A 6,324-nucleotide genomic window follows, 5' to 3' on the forward strand; every position below is an offset into this window, starting at 1 on the left:
CTGGCGATTCCGATGCCGCGCGCGCAAGCGAATCAGCGGTTGGCACAAACTATGCTGCCAAACATTCAGGGTGTTTGATTTCTTTTAAGTTCCAGGAGAGGGGGTTAGTCATGTTCGCCGTAGGTTCCACCGGTACCACCGATCAGATCTTTATGCGCCACGACCTGATGGTCGAGCTTGGGCGCTTGGAAATGGCAATGGAAGAAGCATGCAACGATGAGAACGTGCTCGAAAGCCTGCAAGCCAAACGCGACCACGTTGCGGCAGCCTTGAGCAAATTCACGCAGCAAGGCTGAAAATCCTATAGCCGCGGGATGCGGCAAACAGGGCAGCGGTCAAAGCAGCAGGGCGGGGCTGTTGCAGGCGCAGGACAGCCAACAAACGCGGCCGCCATTTTCGTAGAATCGACGTATGACAAACGCCGAAACTGTGCCGCCGCGACTTGCAGCATCCGCGATCGCCGCAACCGATCCGGCGTCCGGCCAGATCAGTCTCGATACGATCGTACGCGCTGCGGCGCGGATCGCGCCGCATATTGCGCGGACTCCGGTGCTGCGCGCGCGCGGGATCGATGCCCTGGCGGACGCCACCCTCGTCTTCAAGTGCGAGAATTTTCAGCGCGCCGGCGCGTTCAAATTCCGCGGCGCTTGCAACGCGGTATGGTCACTGTCCGACGACGTCGCCGAACACGGAGTGATTACCCATTCATCGGGCAATCACGGCGCTGCGCTCGCTTTGGCGGCGCGCACGCGCGGAATCGCGGCACATGTGGTCGTGCCCGAAGGCGCGGTGAAATCCAAACTCGCGGCGATCGCCGCCTACGGCGCCACCCTGCACAGTTGCGCGCCGACCTTCGCCGCGCGCGAAGCGACGAGCGAGCACCTGCGCCTGCAAACCGGCGCAACCTTGGTGCACCCGTTCACCGATCCTGCGGTTATCGCAGGCCAGGGCACGGCCGCGCTGGAACTGCTCGATGAAGTCGGCGAAGTCGACGCGCTGATCGCGCCGGTCGGCGGCGGTGGACTCATCAGCGGCAGCGCGATTGCGGCCATCGCACGCGATCCGCGCATGCAAATATTTGCGGCCGAGCCCGAGGGTGCGGCGGATGCCTACGAATCGCTGCGGCGCGGCGTGCGGGTCACCGATATCGTGCCGCAGACGATCAGCGACGGCCTGCGCGGCACGATCGGCGAAATCAATTTCCGGCTGATGCGCCAATACGACGTGCGCGTGCTGCCGGTCAGTGACGCGGAAACGGTCGCGGCGATGCGCCTGGTCTTCGAGCGCATGAAAATCGTGATCGAACCGTCCTCGGCCACGGCGCTGGCGGCGGTGCTGCGTTACCGCGAACATTTCGCTGGCCGCCGCGTCGGCGTGATTCTTTCCGGCGGCAATGTCGATCTGGATCATCTGCCGTGGTGATTCGCTCGATGCCGGCGCCGACCACCAGCTCATTCCCCGATAACCTATCCAGAGAGCACCCATGAGCAATTCGCAAGCCGCCGAGCGCAGCGTCGCCCTGATTCAGCGCTACTACGCCGCGTTCAACGCCGGCGACTGGAACGGCATGCTCGAATGCCTGAGCGACGATGTCGTGCACGACATCAACCAGGGCAGGCGCGAGGCGGGCAAGCCGGCGTTTCGCGCGTTCCTTGCGCATATGGAGCGCTGCTATCGCGAGCAGTTGCGCGATATCGTGGCGATGGCCAGCGACGACGGTGTGCGCGCCGCCGCGGAGTTCGTCGTGCACGGCAGCTATCTCGTTACCGACGAAGGTCTGCCACCGGCGAATGGGCAGAAATATGTCCTGCCGGCCGGCGCTTTTTTCGATGTGCACGGCAACCGCATCGCGCGCGTGACCAATTACTACAACCTGCCGGACTGGACCGCGCAGGTGGCCGGCAAATCCTGATGGCCGCGTCGCGCGCGATCGCGTCGCGAACCGTCGCGCAAGAATCCGCGCAATCGCGCAAGCGCTGCTTCTGGGCCGCGGCCAACGATGCCGCGATGTGCGCCTACCACGACCGCGAATGGGGCGTGCCGCTGCACGACGATACGCAACTGTTCGAGTTTCTCGTCCTCGAAGGCGCGCAGGCAGGTTTGAGCTGGCGCACGGTGTTGAACAAGCGCGACGCCTACCGGCGCGCGTTTCACGGTTTCGTCATCGAACGTGTCGCGCGCATGACCGATGCCGCATTGGAAAAACTGCTGCAGAATCCGGAACTGATCCGCAACCGACTGAAAATTTACTCGGCGCGCCGCAACGCGCAGGCGGCGTTGAAAGTGATCGACGAAGTCGGGAGCCTCGATGCTTATTTCTGGTCGTTCGTGGACGGCAAGCCGATCCGCAATCGCCCGCGCGGGCGCGGCGATGTACCTGCGCGCACCAAGCTATCCGATCGCCTGAGCCGCGATATGCAGCAGCGCGGTTTCAACTTCGTCGGCTCGACCATCGTCTACGCGCATATGCAGGCGACCGGCATGGTCAACGATCATCTGGTCGACTGCTTCCGCGAGGCTGAGGTGTAGACAGCTTTTACCGCCGCGATCCGCGCAAGCGCTCGACCGGGAAGCTTGCGATGGCGCCGCCGCGCGCTCGGCGCGGCTGGCCCGGATCGGGCGCCCAGGCATGCGCATAGATCACTTCGTACGTTGCTGGCAGCAAGCCGCCCGTACGCCAGACCTCGTACGCGTCGGCAACCCGGCGAAAGTGTTGTCGTCCGGTCAGTCCGCGCGCGCGCCGCGCATCGGCATTGGTGGCGCCGATCGCTTTCAATTCGCGCATCAGCGACGATGCATCCGGATAGGTCAGAGTGAAGTGCTCGCCATCGAGCACCGGATCGCGGAAGCCGGCCAGCATCAAGGCATCGCCGACGCGACCTATGTCCGCGAACGCGCTGACGTGCGGTGCGCGATCGACCTGCGCCCAGGCGCCGCGCAGCTCGTGCAGCGTATCCGGTCCGAAAGTGGAAAAAGCAAAATATCCACTCGTACGCAACACGCGGCGGAATTCGTCGAACAGCACGGGTAGATCGTCGATCCATTGCACGCATAGATTCGAGAACAACACATCGATGCTGGCGTCGGCGAATGGCAGCGCGCGCGCATCGGCATTCACCGGCAGCAGCGGATGCAGCCAGCCGGCCTTGATCCGGCGTAGCATCGGTGTGGCGAGATCGAGCGCGATCACCTGCGCGCCCTTCCAGCGCTTGCGCATCGCCGTCGCGGCGCGGCCGGTGCCGCAGCCGATATCGACCACGCGCGCAGGCTCGCGTTCGAGGTAATCGAGCCGTTCCAGCAGACGGTTTTCGACTTCGTGCTGCAAGGCCGCATGCGCGTCGTAGCTTGCCGCGGCGCGGCCGAAGGCGCGGCGGATCTGCTGTGTATCCAGCGGCGGCGTCATGTCCGCGGCAGATCCCTGGCAAACGCGACGATCGCGTCCGCAACTTCGGCGGGATGACTCAGGAACGGTGCGTGGCCCGAGTCGATTTCGAGGTAGGTGCCCGCAGACGCGTGCTGCGCTGACCAGCGCAGCGCCGCTGCGGAAATGAGCCGATCGCGCCGCCCGGCGATCCACAGGCTTGGCATCGAAAGTTCGTGCAGGCGCGCGCGCAGATCCGATGTCTCGATCACGCGCAGGCCGTCAACGAGCGCGCGCAGTGCGGGCGTTCCGCGCTCGAATGCGCGCGCCTTGAGATCGCGCAACATCGATTGCGCATTCGCGCTGCCGATCAGTTCGAGCGCGAGAAAACGTTCGATCGCGCGGCGGTAGTCGCGCTGCAGGCCTGCGCCAAATTCGGCGAGCACCGACTCGGCGACGCCGTACAGCCAGTCCGGCGCAGCGAGCACGCGCGGCGATTCCGCAATCTCGACGAGGCCACGCACCTGCGCTGGCGTATCGAGCGCCGCATGCAACGCAACGAGGCCGCCCATCGACCAGCCGACCCAGATCGCACTGGAGGGTATTGCCGTGGCAATGCGCGCGGCCCATTCGCGTGCATCGACCGTGTCGCCGTCGCCGATCTCGTCGCGACTGAATCCATGCCCGGGCAGATCGACCACATGCACGCGGAAATGCTGTGCGAGCAACGGCGTCAGCGGCGCGAAGATGCCGCCATGCATGGCCCAGCCGTGCAGCAGGACCAGATCGGCGCCGCTGCCGAGCGATTCGATATGCAGCATCGTCAGGAGTCCTTGCGCATTGCGCGACGTGCATGCGCAACCGCGCGCGCGAGTGCATTCAACAGGCGTTCGATATCGGCTTCTTCATGCAAGGCGGACAACGCGACGCGCAGACGCGCTTGGCCTTGCGCGACGGTCGGTGGCCGAATCGCGGGCACGAAAAAACCTTCATCTTCAAGTTTTGCCGCCGCCACGGAAGCTGCCCTGCTTGCACCGATCAGCACCGGCTGAATCGGCGTGTGCGAAACCAGCAGCGGAATGCCGCGCTCAATCGCGCCGTGACGGAAGTGCGCAATCAGCCGCTGCAATTTTTCCCGCCGCCAGGTTTCAAAACGTGCGATATCGACCGCCGCGCGCGTGGCCGCCGCAAGTGCCGGGGGCATCGCGGTCGTGTACACATGCGCGCGTGCGAATTGCACCAGTCCGTCGATCAGCGTCGCGCTGCCCGCGACGAAGGCGCCGGCCACGCCGAGTGCCTTGCCGAGCGTCGCCATCAGCACCGGCACCTCGTCCTGCGCGAGTCCCGTGGCAGCCACGCTGCCGGCGCCCTCATCGCCGAGCACGCCGATGCCATGCGCATCGTCGACCATCAAGGTCGCCTGCTGCGTCTTGCACAATGCTGCCAGTTCCGCCAGTGGAGCGACGTCGCCATCCATGCTGAATACGCCATCGCTGGCCAGCAGCGTCGCGCGCTCGGGGCGGGACTGCAATTGCCGTTGCGCGCTGGCGACATCGCAGTGCACGTAGCGCTTCAATTCGCAGCCGGCGAGTCTGGCGCCATCGAGCAGACAGGCGTGATTGAGTTTGTCCTGCACGCATAAATCCGTCTCGCCCAGCAGCGCCTGCAGCACGCCGAGATTCGCCATATAACCGGTCGAGAACAGCAACGCGCGTTCGCGCCGCGTCCATTGCGCGAGTTGTTGTTCGAGCGCTGCATGCTCCTCGCGATGCCCGCCGAGCAGATGCGCCGCGCTCGCGCCGACGCCCCATTGCCGCGCTGCGCGAATCAGACCTTCCTGAAGAGCCGAATGCTGGGCAAGGCCCAGATAATCGTTGCTGGCGAAATTGAGCAAGGTCTTTGCGCCGATCACGACACGCGCCCCGTCGACACTTTCCACCGTACGCAAGCGGCGCAGCAAGCCCTGCCGCGCGCGTTCGCTTTGCGCGGCACCGAGATGCTGTAGAAGATCCGGACGGGTCATGCGTTCGCTTCCGAGCCCGCACCGGGGGCGAGCTCAAGCCGCCTCGACGATATCCGCGTGTACCGTGCCGGGTTCGTGCGCATTTTCAACCGCGGAGATCTCCAGCGCATGAATCCCGAGCCGCGCGAACAGCGCCTGATCATGTTCGACATCGGGATTGCCGGTGGTGAGCAGTTTCTCGCCGTAGAAAATCGAATTGGCGCCGGCGAAGAAACACAGGGCCTGCAACTCGTCGCTCATTTCGGCGCGGCCGGCCGACAGGCGCACCATCGACTGCGGCATGAGGATCCGCGCCACCGCAATCGTGCGCACAAACTCGAACGGATCGAGCAGGGCGGTGCCGGCAAGCGGCGTGCCGGTGACCTGGACGAGGCGATTGATCGGCACCGATTGCGGCTGCTCGGGCAGATTGGCCAAGGTTTGCAACAGGCCTGCGCGTTGCTCGCGCGATTCGCCCATGCCGACGATGCCGCCGCAGCAGGTTTTCAGGCCAGCCTCGCGTACATGTTCGAGCGTGTCCAGGCGATCCTGATACGCGCGCGTGTGGATGATTTCGCCGTAGAACTCCGGCGCGCTGTCCAGATTGTGATTGTAGTAATCGAGTCCGGCCGATTTGAGCCGCGCCGCCTGCGGCGCGCTGAGCATGCCCAGGGTGGCGCAGGTCTCCATGCCGAGCGCACGCACGGCGCCGACCATCTCGGCGACTCTTTCCACGTCCTTGTCCTTCGGCGAACGCCAGGCCGCGCCCATGCAGAAGCGCGTCGCACCCGCGGCCTTGGCGGCTTGCGCCTTGGCGATCACCGTGTCGAGCGGCAGCAGTTTTTCCGCCTTCACGCCGGTCGCATAACGCGCGCTCTGCGGACAGTACGCGCAGTCCTCGGGGCAACCGCCGGTCTTGATCGACAACAGCGTCGACACCTGCACCGCATTCGCGTCGTGA

The 6,324-nt window shown here is 65.0% G+C and carries 8 protein-coding genes; 4 read left to right on the plus strand and 4 right to left on the minus strand.

The genetic code is table 11. The features are described from left to right. Positions 1 to 110: 110 nt before the first annotated feature. The 4 genes from VIE67_RS11180 (at position 111) to VIE67_RS11195 (ending at position 2,529) form a co-directional block, all read left to right on the plus strand. Positions 111 to 296 carry a hypothetical protein gene (locus VIE67_RS11180; RefSeq protein WP_332026203.1) on the plus strand — a complete coding sequence of 62 codons (186 nt, stop codon included), beginning with the start codon at positions 111 to 113 and terminating at the stop codon, positions 294 to 296. 115 nt (positions 297 to 411) lie between these two features. After that, positions 412 to 1,422, plus strand: coding sequence for a pyridoxal-phosphate dependent enzyme (locus VIE67_RS11185; protein ID WP_332026205.1), 1,011 nt, complete (start codon positions 412 to 414; stop codon positions 1,420 to 1,422). Positions 1,423 to 1,483: 61 nt separating this feature from the next. Continuing rightward, positions 1,484 to 1,912 (plus strand): ketosteroid isomerase-related protein, encoded by a 429-nt coding sequence (locus VIE67_RS11190; protein WP_332026207.1) that lies wholly within the window; start codon positions 1,484 to 1,486, stop codon positions 1,910 to 1,912. Next, positions 1,912 to 2,529 (plus strand): DNA-3-methyladenine glycosylase I, encoded by a 618-nt coding sequence (locus tag VIE67_RS11195; RefSeq protein WP_332026208.1) that lies wholly within the window; start codon positions 1,912 to 1,914, stop codon positions 2,527 to 2,529. The genes VIE67_RS11190 and VIE67_RS11195 overlap by 1 nt, the downstream gene beginning before the upstream one ends. Before the next feature lie 7 nt (positions 2,530 to 2,536). On the opposite strand, the gene bioC is transcribed toward VIE67_RS11195, so the two are convergent. The 4 genes from bioC to bioB form a co-directional block, all read right to left on the minus strand. After that, positions 2,537 to 3,403: a malonyl-ACP O-methyltransferase BioC gene (gene bioC, locus VIE67_RS11200; RefSeq protein ID WP_332026210.1), complete on the minus strand. Its 867-nt coding sequence runs from the start codon at positions 3,401 to 3,403 to the stop codon at positions 2,537 to 2,539. Next, a complete protein-coding gene (gene bioH / locus VIE67_RS11205; protein ID WP_414707346.1) occupies positions 3,400 to 4,179 on the minus strand; it encodes a pimeloyl-ACP methyl ester esterase BioH in 780 nt (259 codons plus the stop codon). The genes bioC and bioH overlap by 4 nt, the downstream gene beginning before the upstream one ends. Positions 4,180 to 4,184: 5 nt before the next feature. Then, on the minus strand, positions 4,185 to 5,384 hold the full coding sequence (gene bioF / locus VIE67_RS11210) for an 8-amino-7-oxononanoate synthase (RefSeq protein WP_332026214.1): 1,200 nt from the start codon (positions 5,382 to 5,384) through the stop codon (positions 4,185 to 4,187). Between the two features lie 33 nt (positions 5,385 to 5,417). Next, positions 5,418 to 6,324: biotin synthase BioB (bioB, locus tag VIE67_RS11215; RefSeq protein WP_332026216.1), on the minus strand; the 907-nt coding region annotated here is incomplete at its 5' end.

It is taken from the genome of Rudaea sp., from assembly GCF_036560865.1.
Taxonomy (GTDB): Bacteria; Pseudomonadota; Gammaproteobacteria; order Xanthomonadales; family Rhodanobacteraceae; genus Rudaea.